19 protein-coding genes are annotated in these 18,041 nt (G+C 67.4%); 11 read left to right on the forward strand and 8 right to left on the reverse strand.

Annotated features, from left to right (window positions below):
* Positions 1-5 precede the first annotated feature (5 nt).
* Genes G020_RS0100540 through G020_RS0100550 form a run of 3 tightly spaced genes read right to left on the reverse strand, consistent with a single transcriptional unit; the run spans position 6 to position 2,430 of the window.
* The gene (locus G020_RS0100540) at positions 6-1,286 is read right to left on the reverse strand and encodes a 3-deoxy-D-manno-octulosonic acid transferase (RefSeq protein ID WP_024328235.1); all 1,281 of its coding nucleotides are present in this window, start codon (positions 1,284-1,286) and stop codon (positions 6-8) included.
* Positions 1,286-1,858 (reverse strand): D-glycero-beta-D-manno-heptose 1,7-bisphosphate 7-phosphatase, encoded by a 573-nt coding sequence (gene gmhB / locus G020_RS0100545; RefSeq protein ID WP_024328236.1) that lies wholly within the window; start codon positions 1,856-1,858, stop codon positions 1,286-1,288. The genes G020_RS0100540 and gmhB overlap by 1 nt, the downstream gene beginning before the upstream one ends.
* Complete coding sequence (locus G020_RS0100550) at positions 1,855-2,430, reverse strand: SIS domain-containing protein (protein WP_024328237.1); 576 nt, start codon at positions 2,428-2,430, stop codon at positions 1,855-1,857. Before G020_RS0100550 ends, gmhB begins: the two co-directional genes overlap by 4 nt.
* Before the next feature lie 140 nt (positions 2,431-2,570).
* On the opposite strand from G020_RS0100550, the gene G020_RS0100555 reads away from it, so the two are divergent.
* The 6 genes from G020_RS0100555 (at position 2,571) to G020_RS0100580 (ending at position 8,361) form a co-directional block, all read left to right on the forward strand.
* Positions 2,571-3,602 (forward strand): lysophospholipid acyltransferase family protein, encoded by a 1,032-nt coding sequence (locus G020_RS0100555; protein ID WP_024328238.1) that lies wholly within the window; start codon positions 2,571-2,573, stop codon positions 3,600-3,602.
* Positions 3,592-4,686, forward strand: coding sequence for a glycosyltransferase family 9 protein (locus G020_RS0100560; RefSeq protein WP_024328239.1), 1,095 nt, complete (start codon positions 3,592-3,594; stop codon positions 4,684-4,686). Before G020_RS0100555 ends, G020_RS0100560 begins: the two co-directional genes overlap by 11 nt.
* Positions 4,679-5,824: a glycosyltransferase gene (locus G020_RS0100565; RefSeq protein ID WP_024328240.1), complete on the forward strand. Its 1,146-nt coding sequence runs from the start codon at positions 4,679-4,681 to the stop codon at positions 5,822-5,824. The genes G020_RS0100560 and G020_RS0100565 overlap by 8 nt, the downstream gene beginning before the upstream one ends.
* A 64-nt stretch (positions 5,825-5,888) precedes the next feature.
* Positions 5,889-6,623, forward strand: coding sequence for a sulfotransferase family 2 domain-containing protein (locus G020_RS0100570; RefSeq protein ID WP_024328241.1), 735 nt, complete (start codon positions 5,889-5,891; stop codon positions 6,621-6,623).
* A gap of 2 nt (positions 6,624-6,625) precedes the next feature.
* Complete coding sequence (locus tag G020_RS0100575) at positions 6,626-7,465, forward strand: sulfotransferase domain-containing protein (RefSeq protein ID WP_024328242.1); 840 nt, start codon at positions 6,626-6,628, stop codon at positions 7,463-7,465.
* On the forward strand, positions 7,462-8,361 hold the full coding sequence (locus G020_RS0100580) for a sulfotransferase (protein WP_024328243.1): 900 nt from the start codon (positions 7,462-7,464) through the stop codon (positions 8,359-8,361). Before G020_RS0100575 ends, G020_RS0100580 begins: the two co-directional genes overlap by 4 nt.
* Here G020_RS0100580 and G020_RS0100585 read toward each other — a convergent pair.
* Positions 8,325-9,086, reverse strand: a complete 762-nt coding sequence (locus tag G020_RS0100585; protein ID WP_024328244.1) for a sulfotransferase family 2 domain-containing protein — start codon at positions 9,084-9,086, stop codon at positions 8,325-8,327. The two genes, G020_RS0100580 and G020_RS0100585, sit on opposite strands and share 37 nt — an antisense overlap.
* Positions 9,083-10,177 (reverse strand): glycosyltransferase, encoded by a 1,095-nt coding sequence (locus G020_RS0100590; RefSeq protein ID WP_024328245.1) that lies wholly within the window; start codon positions 10,175-10,177, stop codon positions 9,083-9,085. The genes G020_RS0100585 and G020_RS0100590 overlap by 4 nt, the downstream gene beginning before the upstream one ends.
* An 81-nt stretch (positions 10,178-10,258) precedes the next feature.
* Here G020_RS0100590 and G020_RS0100595 point away from each other — a divergent pair, with 81 nt between their 5' ends.
* Entirely contained in the window at positions 10,259-11,032 is a 774-nt protein-coding gene (locus G020_RS0100595; RefSeq protein WP_024328246.1) for a sulfotransferase family protein, read from the forward strand.
* On the opposite strand, the gene G020_RS0100600 is transcribed toward G020_RS0100595, so the two are convergent.
* The 3 genes from G020_RS0100600 to G020_RS0100610 form a co-directional block, all read right to left on the reverse strand.
* The gene (locus tag G020_RS0100600; RefSeq protein WP_231363024.1) at positions 11,021-11,746 is read right to left on the reverse strand and encodes a hypothetical protein; all 726 of its coding nucleotides are present in this window, start codon (positions 11,744-11,746) and stop codon (positions 11,021-11,023) included. The genes G020_RS0100595 and G020_RS0100600 overlap by 12 nt on opposite strands.
* A gap of 36 nt (positions 11,747-11,782) precedes the next feature.
* Positions 11,783-12,577 (reverse strand): phosphotransferase, encoded by a 795-nt coding sequence (locus G020_RS14845; protein ID WP_081647366.1) that lies wholly within the window; start codon positions 12,575-12,577, stop codon positions 11,783-11,785.
* A gap of 242 nt (positions 12,578-12,819) precedes the next feature.
* Positions 12,820-13,950, reverse strand: a complete 1,131-nt coding sequence (locus G020_RS0100610) for a glycosyltransferase (RefSeq protein WP_024328249.1) — start codon at positions 13,948-13,950, stop codon at positions 12,820-12,822.
* 176 nt (positions 13,951-14,126) lie between these two features.
* Between G020_RS0100610 and G020_RS0100615 the strand changes: the two genes are divergently transcribed.
* From G020_RS0100615 to G020_RS0100630, 4 genes are read left to right on the forward strand one after another with little or no spacing between them, the layout of a single operon-like run.
* The gene (locus G020_RS0100615; RefSeq protein WP_024328250.1) at positions 14,127-15,521 is read left to right on the forward strand and encodes an O-antigen ligase; all 1,395 of its coding nucleotides are present in this window, start codon (positions 14,127-14,129) and stop codon (positions 15,519-15,521) included.
* On the forward strand, positions 15,518-16,261 hold the full coding sequence (locus tag G020_RS0100620) for a 3-deoxy-D-manno-octulosonic acid kinase (protein WP_255349522.1): 744 nt from the start codon (positions 15,518-15,520) through the stop codon (positions 16,259-16,261). The genes G020_RS0100615 and G020_RS0100620 overlap by 4 nt, the downstream gene beginning before the upstream one ends.
* On the forward strand, positions 16,258-17,400 hold the full coding sequence (locus G020_RS0100625; protein ID WP_024328252.1) for a glycosyltransferase: 1,143 nt from the start codon (positions 16,258-16,260) through the stop codon (positions 17,398-17,400). Before G020_RS0100620 ends, G020_RS0100625 begins: the two co-directional genes overlap by 4 nt.
* Positions 17,397-17,999 carry a hypothetical protein gene (locus G020_RS0100630; protein WP_024328253.1) on the forward strand — a complete coding sequence of 201 codons (603 nt, stop codon included), beginning with the start codon at positions 17,397-17,399 and terminating at the stop codon, positions 17,997-17,999. Before G020_RS0100625 ends, G020_RS0100630 begins: the two co-directional genes overlap by 4 nt.
* The last annotated feature ends 42 nt before the right edge of the window (positions 18,000-18,041 follow it).

An 18,041-nucleotide genomic window follows, 5' to 3' on the forward strand; every position in this document is an offset into this window, starting at 1 on the left:
CGGAATCAGCCTGCCGCCACCGTCTCCTCCAGCACACCCAGGACCCGCGCCACGGCACCGCGCCCGGAGGCCACCACATCCTGGCCGGCTACGGCCATGCGCCGCCCTCGTTCCGGGTCGCCGAACAGTCCGACCAGAGCCGCGCCCAGCGCGTCGCCATCGGCGACTTCGATGCGGGCATCCACGGCATCCAGGGCGCGGGCGACAGCGGCGAAATTCGACACGTCCGGGCCGGTGAGCACCGGTCGCCCCAGGGCCGCCGGCTCCAGCAGGTTCTGTCCGCCCAGCGGCACCAGACTGCCACCGACGAAGGCCACGTCGGCCGCCGCGAGATAGAGCCCCATCTCGCCGAGAGTATCCCCCAGCAGTACGTCGGCCTCGCGGTCCGCGCGCCCGGGGGCGTCCGCCTGCAGCGAGCGTCGCGCCACCGACAGGCCCGCGTCCGCGGCCGCCCGCGCCACGGTATCGAAACGCTGCGGGTGGCGCGGTACCCAGATCAGCCGTGCGTCCGGATGGTGCCTGCGCAAGGCGGCATGAGCCGCCAGCACGGCCTCGTCCTCGCCCTCGCGGGTACTGACCGCCGCCCACACCGGCACCTCCGCGGAACACAGGGCGGCACGCAGTGCCGCGCCCCCCTCGGCGCCCGCAGGCGGATCGCGATCGAACTTCAGGTTGCCGCCGATCTCCACCCGCCCGGGCGGCGCGCCCAGTGCCCGGAACCGCCCGGCGGCCGTGGAATCCTGCGCAAGGATTCGCATGGGCACGCCCAGTACCTCGCCGATCAGCGGCTGCTGGCGCTGATAGCGCCGGAACGCACGATCCGAGAGCCGGCCGCTGGCCAGCACCAGGGGCACCCCGGCGCGCTCGCAGGCCGCGAACAGATGCGGCCACAGCTCGGTCTCCACGATCACCCCGGCACGCGGTCGGGCCGCGACCACGAAGCGCCGGACGGCACCGGGGAGATCCAGCGGCAGAAAACGATGGTGGACGTCCTCGATGCCCGCCGCCGTGATCCGCGCCGCGCCCTCGGGCGTGGTGGTGGTCACCAGCACGGGCACCTGGGGGAATCGCTCGCGCAGCCCCCGTATCAGCGGCAGGGCGGCCTCCACCTCGCCCACCGAGGCGGCATGCACCCACCACGCCCCCGACGGCGGGGTGGCACCCCGGCCGAACCATTCCAGGCGTCGCGCCGCCGGTACGTTATTGCGCGCGGCACGCCGCCACAGGACCGCGCCCATGACCAGCGCCAGCAGGCGCGACAGGACCGCGTAGCCGGCGCGCCGCATCAGGAGCGTTCCGTCTCCAGAAGCGCCGCCGCCTCCTGCAGGGAACGGATCCGGCGTGCCTGCGGATCCGCCTGCAGCGCAGCCGCCTGTTCCGCATCCGGGGGCTCCGGAGCGAACAGCAGCCGCGTGCCCACACCGGCACGGCGCGCGGCCTCCAGGTCGGAGGGGCGATCTCCCACCAGTACCGAATGCGCCAGATCCACGTCCAGCGCGTCCCGCGCCCGCAACAGCATGCCCGGGGCGGGTTTGCGGTCCGGACAGTCGCGCCGCCAGGGCTCCAGCGCATCGCGCGGATGGTGCGGGCAATGATAGACCGCATCCAGACGTCCGCCGCGTTCGGCAAAACGGGCCCGCATCCACTGCGTCAGCCGCTCGAAGTCGTCCTCGCCGTAGTACCCGCGGCCGATTCCGGACTGGTTGGTGACCACCACTACGGGGTAGCCGGCTGCACCGGCCCGGGCCACCAGCTCGAAGATCCCGGGCATGAAATCGAAGTCTTCGGGTCGGTACACATAGGCATGATCCACATTGATCACGCCGTCACGGTCGAGGAACAGCGCCGGCCGGCTCACGGGGCCGCATCGCCCTGCGCGCGGGCGACCAGGGCATCTTCCACCACGGCGCACAACAGGTGCCCGATGAGCCCGTGCACCTCCTGCACCCGCGCGGTCGCGGCGTCCGGCACCGCCAGCAGGTGGTCCACCGCGGGGCCGGCGGGCAGCCCCCGCGCGCCGGTCAGCGCGACCGTAGTCAGGCCCTGGCGCCCGGCGGTTTCCAGCGCGCGCAGCACATTGGGCGACTCGCCCGAGGTGGTGAAGCCGACCAGTACATCGCCGGGACGCCCCAGCGCCTCGACCTGCCGCGCGAACACATGCTCGTAACCGAAGTCGTTGGCGATGGCCGTCAGCACCGAGGTGTCGGTGGTCAGCGCAACCGCCGCCGCGCCCGGCCGCACCACGCGGTAACGGCACACGATCTCGGCCGCGATGTGCTGGGCATCCGCCGCACTGCCGCCGTTGCCCGCGAGCAGGATCTGGCCGCCGGCATCCAGGCTGGCCAGCCAGCGCCGCGCGACGGCCTCCACCTCCCCGAGGAATTCCGCATCCTCGGCCAGTTGTCCGAACAGCCGGCTGGCGGCCTGCAACTCTGCTGCGATCCCTTCCTGCACGCGTTCCTCACTTTCGGGGGGCGACCCCGGAGACGGCCACCGGCGACGCCCCGTCCCGGCGGTCCCGAATGTACAATGCGCAACATTATCTACTCGACACCCGACTTCGACCAACGATGACATCGCAACGCCGCGAACAAGCCTGGCATCCGGCCAACTGGGGACAGGCCCTGGCCACCGCCCTGCTGTGGCTGCTCGCCCGCCTGCCCTGGCGCTGGGCGATCCGCCTGGGCACCGGGCTGGGCCACCTGCTCTACTACCTGGCGCGGGACCGGCGCTACGTGGTGCGCCGCAACCTCGAGCTGTGTTTCCCGGACCTCGCCCCGGAAGAACGCGAACGCTGGGTGCGCGCGAACTTCGGCTACACCGGTCGCGGGGTGGCCGAGGTGGCACTGGGCTGGTTCGGCGGACCGGCGGTGGATCGCGTGCCGTGCCGCTTCCACGGGATGGAGCACCTGAAGGCGGCGCACGAGGCCGGTGACCCGGTGATCCTGCTGTCCGGGCATTTCTCCTGCATCGAGATGGCCGGTCGGCTGTTCGGCGCACAGGTACCGATGGCCGCGATCTACAAGCCCATGGACAAGAAACCGGTGCTGGAACGTGCCCTGCGTTACGGCCGCGAACGCAAGCTGGAACGCGTGATCTCCAAGGACGACATCCGCGGGATCCTGCGCAAGCTGAAAAAGGGCGGGACCATCTGGTACGCCGGCGACCAGAACATGCGGCGCACCGAGCAGGTGTTCGCGCCGTTTTTCGGCATGCAGGCCTCCACGACCACCGGCCTGTCGCGGCTGGCACACATGGGCCGGGCGCGGGTGCTGCCGATGTTCTATTACGTAAACGACGCCGGCGACGGCTACGAGTTCGTGGTGGGGCCGCCGCTGGAGGACTACCCGAGCGAGGATCGCGCCCGCGACGCCGCCCGCATGAACGCGGTGCTGGAAGACGCGGTCCGGCACGCGCCGCAGCAGTATTTCTGGGCCCATCGGCGGTTCAAGACCCAGCCCGAGGACGCACCCGACCCGTATCCCGGCCTGCGCACCAAGCATATCGGGCGCATGCCCTGGCAGAATAACAAGAAAAAGAAGGCCCTGAAGAAAAAGCGCAAGAAGGCCGCCCGCGAACAGGGCCCGGACGATGCCTCCTGAGTATTCGGCCGACCGCCCGCTGATCAATGCCCCGCCGGACGAGCTGTGCCTGCTACGGCTGTCGGCCCTGGGTGACTGCACCCACGTCGTCCCGGTGGTGCGCAGCCTGCAGGCCGCCTGGCCGCAGACCCGCATCACCTGGATCATCGGGCGGCTGGAACACCGGCTGCTGGAAGGACTGCCCGGGGTCGAATTCGTGGTCGTGGACAAGAACCGCGGCCGCCGCGCCTACGGCGACCTGCGCCGCGCCCTGCGCGGACGCCGCTTTGACGTCCTGCTGCAGATGCAGGTCTCGCTGCGCGCCAGCCTGCTGGGCCTGCAGGTCCCCGCGCGCCAGCGCCTGGGCTTCGACCGCCAGCGCGCGCGCGACTTCCAGTGGCTGTTCACCCGCCACCGCATCGCCCATCGCCCGCGCGAACACGTACTCGACGGCTTCTTCGGCTTCGCCGAGGCGCTCGGGGTGCGCGAACGCCTTCTGCGCTGGGACATTCCGGTGCCGGATGCAGCCCGGACCTGGGCCGCCGGCTACCTGCCCGCGGACCGCCCCTGGCTCGCCATCAACCCGTGCTCCAGCGCGCGCTTTCGCAACTTCCGCAACTGGGCCCCGGAACGCTACGCGGCGGTCGCCGACCACGCCGCCGAGCGCCATGGCATGGACATCGTGCTGACCGGCGGCCCCACCGACCTGGAACGCGAATACGGCGAGGCCATCGCCGCGCAATGCCGGCACCCCGTCACCAACCTGGTCGGCCGGACCGACCTCAAGCAGCTGCTGGCCGTGCTCGAACGCGCTCGGGTGCTGGTCTCGCCCGACTCCGGCCCCGCCCACATGGCCAACGCCACGGGCACCCCGGTGATCGGCCTGTACGCCGGCTCGAACCCCGACCGCACCGGCCCCTATTGCAGCCGGCAATGGGTGGTCAACCAGTACCCCGAGGCCTGCCGGGCCGCGTTCGGCAAGCCGCCCGAAGACCTGCGCTGGGGCCGGCGCGTGCGCGAACCGAACGTGATGGAGCGCATCACGGTGGCCGAGGTCACCGAGCGCCTGGATGCACTGAGGCAGGCGACATCTTTCGATGCGTAATCGCGCCAAACACCCCGTCGCCCTGTTCTTCGCGACCTCCGGACACAGCGGGGTGGATCGCGTGGTGGCCAACCTGGTCCGGGAATTCGCGGACGTGGACCGGCCATTCGACCTGGTGACGATCCGCGGACACGGACCGTATATCGACGAGCTGCCGGAAAACGTCCGCCATGTCCCGCTGCGGGCTGCCCACCGCAACACCGTGCTGCCCGCGCTGATCGCATATCTCCTGCGCCACCGCCCCCGCGCCCTGTACACCGCCAGCCACCGGCTCAATCGTGCGGCGCTGCTCGCGCGCGCACTGGCCCGACCGCGCATGCCGGTCGCGATCCGCATGGGCATGTCGGTCGCCGCCACGCTGGAGGCCCTGCCCCGGCGCCGGGCCCGGCGCCTGCAGCGCTCCATGCAACGCTGGTATCCCCGTGCGGATGCCGTGATCGCCCCGTCGGCCGGTGTCGGCGAGGACCTGCGGCGACTCGCCGGCGTGGTTCAACCGCATCTGCACGTCATCCCCAACCCGATCGTGACCCCGGACCTGCTGCAGCAGGCCAGCGAGGACCCCGATCACCCATGGCTGGGGGAAAACCGCGACCCGGCGGTCCCCGTCATCCTGGGCACCGGCTCCCTGGAGCCGCGCAAGGATTTCGCCACCCTGCTGCGCGCCTTCGCGCACCTCCGCCAACAACGCCCGGCCCGTCTGATCATCCTCGGCGAAGGCCGCGAACGCCCGGCCCTGGAAGGACTGGCACGCGAACTCGGCATCATGGACGACCTGTGCCTGCCCGGCTTTCAGGACAACCCCTACGCCTGGATGGCCCGCGCCGATGCCTTCGCCCTGACCTCGCGACGCGAGGGCTCCGGCGCAGTGCTGGTGGAGGCCCTCGCCTGCGGCACCCCGGCCGTTACTACCGACTGCCCCACCGGCCCGGCCGACATCCTCGACCATGGCCAACACGGCCCGGTCGTGCCCATGGGCGACGACGCGGCCCTCGCCGATGCGCTGCAGCAGCTGCTGGACAGCCCCCCCTTGGCGGACACCCTGCGACAGGCCACCGCCCCGTTCGATGCGGCGCGCTCCGCCCGCGCGTATCTGGCCGCACTCGAACTCGCTCACCCGCCGGCATCCTCCGACCACTGATTGGTCGCGTTGTCGCGCCTGTGATCTAATCCACCCAGCCAGTCGCCCGACAAGGCCCTTCATCGTGATCATCTCGCACCGCAATCGCTTCATCTTCATCAAGACACGCAAGACCGCCGGCTCCAGCCTGGAAGTCGGGCTTTCGCGCGCCTGCGGGCCCGAGGACATCATCACCCCTTTGAGCGCCAATCGCGGCGAGGAAGAGCTGCGCCGGGCCGAAGGCGGTCAGGGCCCCACTAATTGCCACAAGCGCCCCCTCGAACACCGAGGATGGAAGGAATGGCGACGGCTGCTCTTCCGGGGACGGCGCACCGAGTACCCACAGCATGCTCGCGCGCCACAGATCCGTTCCTTTATCGGACCCGGAATCTGGCACTCCTATTTCCGCTTCACCATCGAGCGCAACCCCTGGGACCGGGCCCTGTCGCGCTACTGGTGGCAGAAACACCGCTGGGAAGAGAAGGGGCGCGATAACTTCCCGAGCCTGAGCGAATACCTCGCCTGGCTGGAGGAACACAAGCCGCACTGGCTCAGCAACTGGGATCACTACACCATCGATGACGAGATCGCCGTGGACCGGGTTCTGCGCTACGAAAAACTGAATGACGAACTTACGGAACTGCAGCAGGAACTGGGCCTCGGCACCGACATCCGGCTGCCCGAGCAGCGGGCCAAGAGCGGCTTTCGCCAGGGGCGGCAAGACTACCGCGAGATCCTGAGTGATGCCGACCGAGCGGTCATTGACCGCGTCTGCCGGCGCGAGATCGCCGCCTTCGGCTACCGTTTCGAGGACGGCTGAACATGGCGGCCATTTCCCGCAATCGCGGCCCGCTGCGCCGCGGCATCCAGCATATCCGGCGTCGCTGGCGGCGCCGGCGTGCGGACGTCCACCTGATCTCCTACCCCAAATGCGGGAGGACCTGGCTGGTCGTGCTCCTCAGCAAGTCCCTCGAGTTGCATTACGGCATCCGTCTGCGCAAGCCGCTGCGCCTGCGGGGCTATGCCCGCCCCTGGCGCGACATCCCCTACATCCTGCAGCACCACGACGGCGGTCCGGAGTTTCTGCTCCCGGAGGAGCTGGAGCAGGACAAGAGTGACTATGCGGGGCGCAAGGTCGTCTTTATGGTCCGCGACCCCCGGGATGTCCTTGTTTCGTCCTATTTCCAGAAGACCCGCCGCAACGCGAACTACCAGGGCCGAATGGAAGACTATGTCAGGGAGCGGCGCGGCGGGATCGAGACATTGGTCGATTTCTACAACATCTGGGCGCGCAACCGTGACGTGCCGGGCGATTTCCTGCTGCTGCGCTATGAAGACCTGCACGCCGACACCGCTGGCCAGCTCCGGCGGGTGCTCGAATTCATCGGCATGCAGGACGTATCCACGGAAACACTCCGGGCCGCGGTAGACTTCGGCCGCTTCGACAACATGCGCCAGCTGGAATCCCGCAACGCGATGGGGAGCAGTTCGCTGGCCGCCCGCGACGCCGACGACACCGAAAGCTACAAGACCCGCAAGGGCGAAGTCGGCGGCTACCGCGAATACCTCGACGGCGAGAGCCTCGAATACGTCGAGGCCATCATCAACGAGCGCCTGGACCCCTGGTACGCGGGCTACCGCTATTACAGCGCTGCATCATGACCACCCGTGCGACCCCCCCCGTCATCATCATCGGCATGCACCGCTCGGGCACCAGCCTGCTGACCCGGGTGCTGCAACAAGCCGGATTCTTCATGGGGGTCGGTGCCAGCCGCAACGAAGAGGCGGCCTTCACCAACGCGATCAACGCCTGGCTCTTCCGCGAGGCCTCCGCGACCTGGGACCGCCCGGAGTCGTTCGACTGGCTACTGGAGGACGAAACACTCAGGCCGTGGCTGCTGGACTACATGGAAGGGGTCGTGCGCGGGCCCGCCAGTCTGCGCTTCCTCGGGTTCCGCCGCGGTCTGCGCGGCGGCGGCATGCCCGGACAGAACCGGCCCTGGGGCTGGAAGGACCCGCGCAACACCTACACCCTGCCGCTGTGGCTGGAGCTCTTTCCGCAGGCCCGCGTGCTGCACATCACGCGGCACGGCGTGGATGTGGCGGCAAGCCTGCGCGCCCGCCGCCGCGGGGTGTTCGACCGGCGCGTGCGCCGCTATCGATCCCTGCGGGGCTGGTATCGCAACCACCCCGGCGCCCCGGCGCGGCGCGGCTTCGCTCCACAGGTACGGTGCCGCACGCTGGAAGGCGGCTTCTCCCTGTGGGAAAGCTACCTGCAGCGGGCCCGGGAGCATGTCCGGGCCCTGGGCCCCAATGCGATGGAGATCGCCTACGAGGACCTGCTGACGGATCCGGCGCGACTGCTGCCGCAGGCCCTGGAGTTCTGCGGCTGCCCCCCCGATGCCGAACGGGTGGCCGCAGCGGCCGCGGCTTTTCGTCCCGACCGGGCCCACGCCTGGCAGCAGGATGAAGAGCTGCGCGCCTTTGCCACCAGCGTATCCGACCGGCTGGCCCGGCTCGGTTATGCCCCGCCTGCCGACGAATCGTCGAATCCATAACCAAAATATTCGATCTCGCGGCGGTAAAGCCGCTCCACCAGCCCCTTCTCGTCCGCACCGTAATAATCCTGCCATGGCCGCGGATAATCGCGGCGCTTTTCGAACGCCAGGGCAACGTCCTTGAGCCCCACCCGGGTCATCGCCTCGCGAAAGTCGGCATCGAGGTTCTCAAAACGGCCGACAAAGTCTACCGCCACATGGTCATCAATGGTGTACATCGGCCAGTTGTCATGCTTGGTCTTGCCTGCTTCGGCCTCCCGATGGAGTTCCGCAAGATGTTCCCTGAAGGCAGGAGGGTTCGACTCGTTACGGGTGCGATAAAGGTAATCGGAAACCGCACGTTCGTAGGGATTGCGCACAAAACAGAACTTGAAATACCGATCCCATTCTCTCGGGAAGGCCGACCGAACCTCGGCCGCCGGGGGGTGCGACGATGAAGAGAGTCCGAGCCGGCGTTTCGCGCGCTTTTTGACCACCTTGTTCAGCGCGGAACGCCAGTCACGATTCTTGCGCCGCGCATCGACCAGCTCCCGCAGCCCGCCGGGCGTCATCAGCTGGCGAAGAATCCACCCCTGGCGGGGGTCCACATCCCGCAGGGCCTCGTGCAGGCTCCCGAGCATCAGGTCGCGTCCGCTCAGATGGGGCGCGAGGGCCACCTTCATGGAGCTTCCCGCTACCTTGCGGCAATGGATAAAAATGAATCGATGGCGATGGCTGACAATCACGGAGTTTCTCCTTCTCGCGGCACCAGCCCCATGACCTGCGCATACCGAAGGGCGACACGGTCGCTGCGGAAGCGGTCCAGGCCTTCGCGAATCCGCTCCTCGCCGGGCGGATTTTCCAGCGTCGCCTGCAGGGCTGCGGCCAGGGCATCCGCGTCGCCCACCGGCACGAGCGGGCCGATCCGCCCATGCTGGAGGATCTCGGCCGGGCCGGACGGACAGTCGGTGGCCACCGCCGGCGCCCCGGCCGCCAGGGCCTCGATCAGCACGTTACCCAGCCCTTCATAACGCGAAGAAAGGCAGAAGACCCCGGCCCGGGCGAAATAGGGTAGCGGGTCCGGGACATAGCCGGGAAGGTCAACGGCCTCCGCCACCCCCAGCCGCCGTGCCTGCTCCAGCAGGGCTTCACGCAGGGGCCCCTCGCCCAGGATCACCAGCCGCACCGCACGCCGTTCGTGCACCCGGGCGAAGGCCTCCAGCAGCGTGGCAAAGTCCTTCTGCGGCGTCAGGCGACCGGCGCCGACAATGACCGGCGGACCGTCGCCAGCAAACCAGGAATGATCCACCGGCGCCTTCACGCGCTCGGGGATATCCGGGGTTACGGTCGGGTTGTAGATCACCTCGATCCGTTCGGGATCCACGTCAAAATGCTCGATCAGGTCATTCCGGACGCCTTCGGAGATCGCGATGACCCGGTCGGCATGCCGGTACAGCCAGCGCGCCGAACGGCGCTTGAATCGGCGGCGCAACGTCTGGCTCGGAGTATTGGTCACCTTCACGAACACCGGCGACGGCACCCACCCCAGCATGCGCCCCAGCACAGCTACCTTGGCCGAATGGTCCTTGGCGGTCAGCACGGCCCCGGGCGGATCCTGCCGCAGCAGACGCCGCAGCTTGAACAGACTGTCGAATTTACCCCTGCTCTGAAGATCCACTACCTCCACGGCCGCCGGGAGTTCCTCCGGGTAGGGCACCTGTCCGCCGCGGGTCAGCACAAGCCGGGGCCGGATGCCCAGTTGCAGGAACTCCCGATTCAGGATCAGCATCTTGCGCTCGATCCCGCCCCAGGCCTTGAAGGGTGCAAAAATCACCAATTGCGAGTTCAATGCTGTCGCCCCCGTTAAGGAAACCAGGCCACGTGGAGGCCGGGCCTGCTGTGCTATATTTTGCCCGCCATGCACCTGCGCCGCGCTCTCGACGAAAGGTTCAACCCCCTGCTGTCCGGTCTCGACGGCCGGGTCGCGCGCCACCGCGTCAATCCGCGCATCCTGATATCGACATCAAGCCGGTTCGTCTTCTATCGCATCCCCAAGGCCGGTCATTCGACTGTCGGCAACACCCTGCTGAACCACGACCCGGGGATTTCGCAGGATCAGCGCGACGCGATCCGGGAACGGGGGGACAAGATCGGCGGCTACCGCCATCCAAGGGAGGTCGGCATCCGCGTCAGCCGCGAGGCCTGGCGCCACTACTTCCTGTTCACGTTTGTTCGCAACCCGTTTCACCGCACCCTGTCAGCCTACCTCGACAAGGTCGTCCGCGGCCGACCACCAGCCAGAAAACACCTGGGCGCCGGGCAGCACTCGTCAGCCCCGGACGAGGAGCCGCCCGGTTTTGCGGAATTCCTCGCACGCCTGGAACAGGGCGATCTCTATCGCGGCCCCCACTGGGCCCCGCAGGTGGCACTCCTGCCGCGAGAACGCCGGCGTCTCGACCATCTCGGGCACCTGGAACGGATCGATGAAGACCTTCCGCAACTGCTGCACCGTCTTTTCGACGTCCGGGACAACCCCGAGATCGCCAACTGGGATCCGCATCGAACCGATTCGACTCAAAGGCTCGCGGAATATTATGACGGGAGGTCCATCGACCGCATCCGCCGTCTGTACCGCGAGGATTTCGAGGCCTTCGGTTACAGCCTCGAGCCGGATCGTGCCTCACCGGTCTGACATTCCGGGCAGGCTTTTCAGCGCCCGGACCGCATCCTGCGCCGTTGCCCCGAAGTCGCCGGAGGCGTCAATTTCGACAACCGGGATTCCACGTTCCCGCAATGTCTCTCCGGCCCGCTCTCCAATCTCCAGCCCCTGCTCCACCATGGCGTGAAAACGCGTGACATCCGGGTTCCTGTCCCGAAGCCGGGCCTGGATCTCCGTGGCCGGGGCCTCGATGCGCACAACGGCAGCAGGCGCGGGCATCAGCCGATAGTATTCACGCGTTCGGTCCGCATCCATGCCCTGCCCTAGGCTGATCCCCCGCTGCGCCAGCCCCTCGTCGAAAACCACCGCTCCTTCGCGGGCCAGGCGATCGGTCACCCATGCCTGCGCCGTGCTGAAACCAAAACTCCTCATCCGTTCAATAGCAAGAGCCGGCGAAATCCCCGGATCCGGGCCTTCGAGCGCGCCACGCAGAAACTCCGGCCACGGCGCGGGCGCGTTACGCAATTCCCGCAGGGCATGGCGGATCATCTCTTTTTCCAGCCTGGGACGCATCCAGCGCCGGAGACCCTTGCGGGCATACAGGGCCGATTCCAGGTAACGGGTCGCGGCATTCGGCCGCTTGCGCTGATGTTCGGCCCACAGCGGAAGCCAGAGCGGGGAGTGCAGCGCCCCGACCCCGGGGACACGCTCGTCTTGCAGATAGCGCAGCACCGTGGTCTTGCCCACGCCCGGAGGGCCCATGAATTCGACTCTCTGCATGAATCATTCCCACCCGCAGTCGGCCCGCAACTTTTCGCACGCCCCGATGAATTTCTCCCGACGCTTGCGCGAGGACGCCCGGGCGAACTGCGGACGAAACGCATGGGCCATTGCCATTGCCAGCAAGGCACCCTCACGCCCCTCGGGGTCCCAGGTCTGCCCCGCGGCGGCCCAGACCTCGGCCAGTGCCGTATCAAAATGCCCTGCCAGAAAGGCACGCCGCAGAGACTGATTGACCGCGGCCGAACCACGCAACAGGGACAGGGCGTCAAAAAAGAAAGGCACCGACTGCACCCGCTCCAGATCGATCAGGGTTACCGAACCATCGGGCAGTACGAACACGTTGCCATTGTGGCAATCCGCATGACTCGCGAGCAGCGGGCATCCCAGCAACATGGGTTCCCAGCGAGACCGGTGACCTTCAACTGCCCGGGAAAGCCAGTGCGGCAGGGTCCAGCAATCGAGCTCCTGCCGGACCGGATCCAGGTCGAACCGGCCCTCCCATCGGCGGGCATGCACGCCGCACATCTGCAGCAGGTCGCGATAGGCCGATTCCCAAACCGTCTCGGGAGCCTCGCGGATCGGCGTGCCCTCCACAAAGGATTCGCTTACGCCGGCGAACCCCCGCGGAAGGTCCGCCGCCGGTTCCAGCCGCGGGCACCGATACGCCGAGGACAGCCAGCGCGCATTTTCCAGCAAGCGCTGCACACGTTCGGCATCCCGCGTGACCCGCAAGACCCGGTTGCGCGAGCGCTCCACCAACAAGGTCCAGACACCTCGAGCGATCAGGGTGTCCATACCCGGCTCCCCCCCCTCCGCCCGGACCGTCACATGGACCGGAGGAGGAACCCGCCCGCCCTCACTGGCCAACAAGGTATCCCGCAGACGCTGCTGATAGGCATCCGGTTCCCCGTCCACCCCTGCAGGCAGCCACGCCAGCGATCCCTGCAGCCGCCACTCGCCGGGCGCAAGACAGTGCTCCAGGGCCCTCAATAGTCCGACTACCCGACGCCGCTCTTTCCAGCCTCGCCAGGACATCCTCATGCGGCCTGCCCCGTTTGAAGGCGCTGAAGCCCGAAAAAGTCCAGGTAGGCAGCGGCCGCGGTTTCCGCACGGAACCGATCTACGGCCTCGTCCCGATCAAAAACCGGTCCCTCGCCCCGCAGGACTCGATCCAGTCCCTCGGCCAGCGCCTCCGGATCCTTCATCGGTACCAGGACCCCGTAGCGCCCGTCAGCCAGGATCTCCCGTGGACCGCTGGGGCAATCCGTCGAGACCACGGGAACGCCAAGCCCCAGTGCCTCCATGACCACGTTCACCAGTCCTTCCCAGCGGGACGACAGAGCAAACACATCCGCCCGGGCCATCCAGGCATACGGATTGGCGGCAAACCCGGGAAAATCGACATGCTCCTCGATGCCCAGCTCACGGGCGAGCGCCTCCAGCTGCTCCTGTTCGCGCCCCTTGCCAACGATGATCAGACGTGCCTCGCGCCGTTCCCGTAAGCGGGCGAAGGCTCGCAGCAGCGTCGGATAGTCCTTTTGCGGGACCAGACGGCCGGCCGACAGAATCACCGGCACCGCGGAATCCTCGGCAAGCCACGGGTGGTCCACCGGCTCCCCGGCCCTTTCCAGGGTGCCCGATGCAACGGACCCGCTATAGATCCGCTGTACGTCCACTCCCTTCAGCCCGACGTTTTCGACCAGGTCCCGGCGCACCCCGTCGGATACCGCAATCACCCCGTAAGAACGCGGGTACCAGCGGCGAATCTGGCGGAACTTCTGCTCCCGCCGGCGCGGTTCCGCGGCAAGCTTTTCGGATTCACCAAACGTGTTGGGAACGCTCAGGAACCGCTTCGCCCCCGTATCCGGCAGCATCCCCGCCTGAGCCAGGATCACGTTGGTGATGTGATTGACCGACAGGACAACGGCCGGGCGCCGCCGCCGCATGTACCGCCACAGCGCCACCGCTGTCGCAAGCTTCCCCCGGGTCCCCAGATGAACGCAGGCCACCGATTCCGGCATTTCATCCGGATAGAACATCTCACCGTCGCGAAAGGTCACCAGCTCCACCGACCAGCCATCCCGGGTCCAGACGTGGATCTGGTTCATCAATCGCCGGTAGGTCCCGCCCCACGGCCGAAACATCCCGAAAAGGACGATATCTGGCATGTTGTCCCCGCCCATATGTCCGGAGCCGGACTCCAGGACACGTGAATTCCGCCGCCATGATACAGCGGCCGACCGCTCAGGGCCCGCCTCCGGCTCCAGCGACACCCCCTGCGCCCCACGGGAAACACTGGCAAAATACGACCCTCTAAGCCCCCCTTGGCACATTCGGCCCATCCATGATGAACACCCAGGCCCCTGCATCCAGCCAGACCTTCCTGCCCGGGGATGCCCTCGGCCTCTGGGCCGCCGGAGCCCTCTATGCGGGTGCGTTCGTGGCCCCCCTGTCCATCTCTCTGGGACAAGGCTTCCAGCTGATCCTTCTGATCCTCGGGATCCTTTTCGTCCGCCGCAACTGGTCAGACCTGAAAGGGTCTCCTCTGATCTGGCTCCCCGTGGCTTTTGCCGTTTACGTGGTCCTGCGGACGGCATTTGCAGCCCTGTTCGAACGCCCGGATCTGGCTTCCTCACACTGGGACGAGATGACCACCTGGATGAAGACCGCGATCGTGCCCGTGATGATCTACGGCCTCGCCCTGGCTGCCACGGGAAACTGGCTCCGCCATGGTCTGGTCACGATAGCCCTGCTGCTGGCCGGTTACTGCGTTTATCTGGCAATGCACATCTCACCGGCGGACCTCGTGGCAGCCCTCCAGACCACCGACCGGTACAACATGGAACTGGGATTCCGATCCTCGGCCATCAAGCTCCCGGCCATCATTACGGCCCTCGTGATCACGACCGTGTTCGTTTTCGCCACCCTGTCGTCTGCGCCATCACGAACACGCTGGTTCCTTCTGCTCGGTGGCAGCCTGTTTTCTCTGGCGCTTCTTGCTTTCTTCATTGCCTCGATCATCGCAACCAAGAGCCGCAATGGCTGGCTCACTCTGGCGATCGCGCTAATTGCGGTACTTGCGTTGAGTGTCTGGGCATATCGCAGAGACCTTCACCGCATCCGGGGAACACTGCTGGGTGCGATCGTGGCGATGCTGCTTGCCGCTGGCACTCTGGCCACCTTCAGCTGGGACCACATCAGTGAACGCTGGGAGCAGACCGCAGACACCGTACAGCAGACGATTGCTCTGCCTTTTCACGGGAATGTCGAGGAGCTGGAGCGCGATTCCGTGGGCGTCCGGGTCGTCTACTGGGCATTTGCATGGGAACGCTTCCTCGAACGTCCCCTGGTGGGGCGGGGTGCCGCCGACCAGCGCCACCTTACGGAAGAATTCCCGATCCCCCCCCAACTTGAGGATCGCGACGATACCTTCCACAACTCCCATCTCGACATCCTGGTCCGTTTCGGTCTTGTCGGGTACGGCATGATCGCCATCTTCACGATCATCCTTGCCGTAGCCGCGTGGCGCATGTTCGGCATGGCGGGGAGCACTCGTGCGATCGGGATCTACACCCTGGCCTTCCTGCCCGCGCTGTTTTTCTGGGCCATGAATGCCCAAATCCTGCATCGATATACCATGGAGCATTTCTACGGTCCGATCCTGGCTCTGCCCCTTGCATTCGCAATCTCGAGGATCCTGACCAGGAACAAACCCGATGCACCGGGGCAATCATCATGATGCGACCTTTTTCCGGGACACCGGAACGATGGAATCCGCATCCGGATATCGGAAATTGCCGTATCCTGTCCAACCCCGAAATGCTCCAGGAGTGCAATAACGACCTGTTCGATCCCGAGGCATTGCGGGCACGAGGTCAGTGGACCGGCAGCAGCAGCGGTCGTCGTGCGACCCACTTCCTGCATCACGAGGGGCGCGACTGGGTCCTGCGCCATTACTGGCGGGGCGGACTGATGGCGCGGGTTGCCACGGATACCTACCTGTGGACCGGGCTGGAGCGCAGCCGGCCGGTGCGCGAGTGGCGGCTGCTGGCGCAACTGCACGAACTGGGGCTGCCGGTCCCGCGTCCGGGGGCCGCACGGGTCTGCCGCCACGGGCCGGTGTATCGTGGCGATCTGCTGAGCGAACGCATCCCGGACAGTCACCCGCTGGACGAATGGATCGAGGACGGAAAGGACACGCCCGAACTGTGGGATGCGGTCGGGCGCGTGATCGCCCGGTTCCACGCCCATGGCGCCTGGCATGCGGATCTCAACGCCCGCAACATCCTGATCCAGGGCAACGGGCAGGTCTGGCTGATCGACTGGGACCGGGGCCGGATCGGCTACCATCGTGCGCTTCAGGACAACCTGTCGCGTCTGCGGCGTTCGCTGCACAAATGGCCGGCGACCCGCGAACGCGGCGCCCTCGGCTGGCCGCACCTGCTTCAGGCCTACAACGAGGAACGGAAACCGGCATGACAACCCCGCGGCTGGCCGTACTCGTTTCCTACACCGGGGATGGCGGCGTCGAAAAGATGATGAACCATCTGCTGCGCGGGTTCGTGGATGCCGGCGTGCAGGTGGACCTGCTGCTGATGAAGGCCCGCGGCGGCCATGTGGAAGGCATTCCGGCAGAGGTCAATGTGATCCGGCTGGATGCGCGCACCTCTCTGCTGGCACTGCCCGCGGTCACCCGCTACCTGCGTCGCCAGCGCCCCGACGCGTTGCTGGCGGCCAAGGATCGCGCCGGCCGCGTGGCCCTGCGCGCGCGCCGGCTGGCACGGGTCCCGACGCGGATCGTTCTGCGGATGGGGATGCACCTCAGCGGCTCGCTGGCCGACAAGACCGCCCTGCAGCGATGGCTGCGTTACCGCCCCGTCCGGCGACTGTACCCTCATGCGGATGCCATCGTTGCCGTGGCGCAGCCGGTGGCCGACGACCTCTCCCGCATCGGGGGCATCCCGTCGAAGCGTTTCCGCGTGATCGCCAACCCGGTGATTTCGCCCTCTTTGAGTGCCAGAGCCGAAGAAGCGGCGGATCATCCGTGGCTGGAAGCGGCCACACGACCCGAAACACCGGTGATCCTGGCGGTGGGCCGACTGCGACCGCAAAAGGATTTCGCTACCCTCCTGCGGGCCTTCGGGCTGCTGCATGCCCGGCGACCCTGCCGGCTCATTATCCTGGGGGAAGGGCCGGAGCGGGACCGCCTGCAGGGCCTGGCGCGCAAACTGGGCATCGCCCACCATGTGGATCTGGCGGGTTTCCGAACCAATCCGTATCCGCTGATGCGCGCTGCCAGCCTGTTCGTGCTGTCATCCCGCTTCGAGGGATCGCCCAATGTCCTGGTCGAAGCCATGGCGCTCGGGACACCGGTAGTGTCGACGGACTGCCCGAGCGGTCCGCGCGACATCCTCGCCGGGGGCCGCCTCGGCCCGCTCGTCCCGGTGGGCGATGCCTCCGCGCTGGCCGAAGGGATGGCCCGCGGGCTGGAGGCACCCATCGAACCGGGACTGCTGCAACAGGCCGTCGCCAACTACACCGTCGAAACGAGCGCCCGCGCCTATCTGGAGGCGCTGGGCATCGCGCCAACGACCAAGCCGGAAGCACACACCCCATGAAACCGCCCGTCCTCGTCAACCTGCCTACCCGGGAACTCCGGCGCTACCTGTCCAAGCGCGATCCGGCGTCCAAGGCCCGGTTTTTCCTGGACGGGCTGTTCCTGCCCCGCCGCGTGCGTCGCGGGCAGTGGCACCGGCGGACCGAACCCTTCGACCAGCACCCGATCTACGCCCTGCTGGAACATCTACTGGACGAAGAACGCAGCCGCTCCGAACACATCGAGGCGCTGCATCGCTACTATCGGGCCCGTGGAAAAACCGAGGGCCAGGCCGAAGAGAAGATCGCGCGCTCACTGGACAAGTACCTCGAGCGGTACCGTGGCCTCGCCCGCAACATGGCGGAGAATGGATACGTCGCCGGCCTCGGCAAGGACGAGATCGGCGTAGCCATCGGCCCGGAGGGCGAATTCATCAAGGTGGCGAACGGCAATCATCGGCTGGCGGTCGCCCGGCTGGCCGGGGTTTCGCAGGTCGTCGGAGAGATCCAGTTCGTGCACCGCGACTGGCTGCGTCGCCAGGCCTCGCGGCGGGACGCCGACGAGGCCGTACTCCATGCCCTGCGCTCACTGAACGCGCGGCGCAACCCCGCGGATTCCTGATGCGGCCGCGGTTACAATACCGCGACCGTTCGCAGCCGAACT

It is taken from the genome of Thioalkalivibrio sp. ALR17-21 (genome assembly GCF_000420185.1).
Classification (GTDB): domain Bacteria; phylum Pseudomonadota; class Gammaproteobacteria; order Ectothiorhodospirales; family Ectothiorhodospiraceae; genus Thioalkalivibrio; species Thioalkalivibrio halophilus.